The organism is Ruegeria sp. BI11, from assembly GCF_056538005.1.
This window is the reverse complement of the sequence record NZ_JBQFSM010000042.1, coordinates 1-2,234: the sequence shown is the minus strand read 5'-3', so window position 1 is coordinate 2,234 and position 2,234 is coordinate 1. Positions and strand designations below refer to the sequence as shown.

Here is a 2,234-nt window from a genome sequence, read left to right as displayed (position 1 = left end):
GGAAGTATCTGCCACCTATTCACCGATGAAGAGTGCTATAACTTCTTCGTTGCCGCAGGATTTGAAACCAATTAAACCAGACACGCTGTAATGGCTACGGTATTTTGAAATCAGCACAAGATCATTCGTTCATAAATGTTCTAAAAATTGGCCGCTTTTGCACACTCGGGCCTGTTGGGCCTCGTTGTACCAACGCACCAGTTCAGAGTTTCCCACTCAACTTGGCTGGCTGTTTTCCATGTGCCAAAAAATTCGATAACTTCGGCTTTGAAGAGGCCAATGACGCTCTCGGCCAGCGCGTTGTCGTAATTGTCTCCAACACTGCCGACCGACGCGTCGATGCCAGCCTGGGTTAATCGCTCCGTGTTTTGAAGTGACAAATATAGCGAGCCACGGTCTGAATGGTGAATAAGTCCGACGGCCTGTGATGGTATGCGTTGGCAAATCGCCTGGTTCAGAGCATCTAGTACGAAGCCGGTTGTGATGGATGTGGAAACCCGCCAGCCCACGATCTTGCCTACGAACACATCGATGACAAAAGCCGCGTAAACCATCCCCGCCCGGACCGACACGTAGGTGAAATCCGACACCCTGAACTGCTCTGGCGCGGTGGCCGTGAACTGCCGGTTAACCTTGTCTTCCGGGCAGGCCTGCGCAGGATCCGGAATTGTTGTTTTCTTCTTGCCGCGCGTAACACCCTGTAAACCCATCGCGTTCGCCAGCATCTCGCTCAGCCTGCTAAACCAGACTCTGCGACTGTCCGGAAAGCAGCCGAACTTCGAAGCAACCGCGTGGTAAGCAGCGTTGTCGCTGGCGTAATCCGGACGATGATCTTTGAAAATCCGAACTCCGCGCGCGCGGAGTTCAGCTGTGTATTGCGGGTGTGACTTCATCTTGGTCTACGGGTCATCCTTCGAGAGTTTTCCTCTAAGGTAAATCCGGGACGGTTCATTCCGTTCCTGGACTACCCACCTGAGGTGCGAAATTGATCTATTTTGCGCTGAATGCTACCTCTCAGGAGAGAATGCGCTCCGTTCGAGTGTGGCATTCAGTGAAAAACCAACTCGCGATCATGTTCGAAGAACGCTTCCCACTGGCTTAATCAACGCGCCATGGCACAGAATTCTGGATAGCCTCCTTGAGATCGGTTCTGATGTCCCTGGATGTGTTGATTCTGTGCCTGCCAATATTGAACCGGCGTCCTCTGGCCGGATCGGGGTTGAATTGGCGGGGGGCACAAGATCAGCGCCGAGGCCGGGTTCGATCTCGATGTTCTGGCGTGACTGCGAGATCATCCATTGACCCAGCCCGGCCCGTCAGTTCTCTGCCTAACGACCCTCCGGTCCGCCTGCACCGGAAGCCCGAAGATGCAAAGAAAAGCAACCCACCAACTGAAACCGCTCCGGATGATGCACGTCAGAAGAAACAGAAGAAGGCGAAACCACACCTCTGACGCCGAAGATGAACTGCCAGCCTTCCTGGTACGGTCCGTCACCATATCGTTGAAGGTCGGTGCCGCTAATGATCCGGTCGAGCGCTTCGGTCAGTTCGAAAGCAGGACGACACCAGAACGCCGCAGATTGGGGACCGCCCTGAGCTGCTTCTGCCGAAGCAACCAATATCAGCATGCCATTCTGAACAACGAGCATAGCAGCGGGGTAAAATCCCGTCTCTTTTCATCTTCCCCACCCCTGTGATGAATAATTTCCGGTGACCGGGTGTTATTACATTGACAACAACAAAAGGACGAAACCCATGACCCCATGTATCGAAGACCGTCTGCGGGCGGGCGTTCAGACCTATCTCGAGAGCGGCAACCGGGAACCCATGACCGTGTGCGACTTTTTCGGCCCCGATTGGATCAACATTCCGGGACGCACCCGTTCCACGATTGGAGCATGGTTCTTCGCAAAAGTCCGGAGGGACGGGCATCCAGGGCTGCGCGCGGCGGGACGCAACAACATGCAGCACATGACATACGAGCGGGTATGACAATGCGCAGGAGCGCGCGTCACCGTCTGTTCTGTCCCTCCGCAGATACCGGCATGTGGTGATCATAAGCAGGCAATCGAAGCGTCTGATGAAACCGATGCGGGCGCACGGGCCTTTGCACACATCCAAAACAAAAGTGAGATCACCATTGTGTCCGTCGTCAGGGATTTTAGGACAGATGGCAGCCTGGGCTAAGAGAGAGTGGATCATCGGGGTGATTTGATTATGCGGTGGACTTGCGG

2 protein-coding genes and 1 pseudogene are annotated in these 2,234 nt (G+C 54.4%); 1 reads left to right on the top strand and 2 read right to left on the bottom strand.

Annotation, left to right across the window (positions count from 1 at the left end; genetic code table 11):
* Positions 1-197: 197 nt before the first annotated feature.
* Together ACR0DT_RS24920 and ACR0DT_RS24915 are read right to left on the bottom strand one after the other, a co-directional pair.
* Positions 198-722: pseudogene (locus ACR0DT_RS24920) on the bottom strand (IS3 family transposase); the annotation flags it as partial.
* A gap of 606 nt (positions 723-1,328) precedes the next feature.
* Positions 1,329-1,628: a hypothetical protein gene (locus tag ACR0DT_RS24915; protein ID WP_480713327.1), complete on the bottom strand. Its 300-nt coding sequence runs from the start codon at positions 1,626-1,628 to the stop codon at positions 1,329-1,331.
* Positions 1,629-1,755: 127 nt separating this feature from the next.
* On the opposite strand from ACR0DT_RS24915, the gene ACR0DT_RS24910 reads away from it, so the two are divergent.
* Positions 1,756-1,992 (top strand): DUF1413 domain-containing protein, encoded by a 237-nt coding sequence (locus ACR0DT_RS24910; RefSeq protein ID WP_480713326.1) that lies wholly within the window; start codon positions 1,756-1,758, stop codon positions 1,990-1,992.
* Positions 1,993-2,234 lie beyond the last annotated feature (242 nt).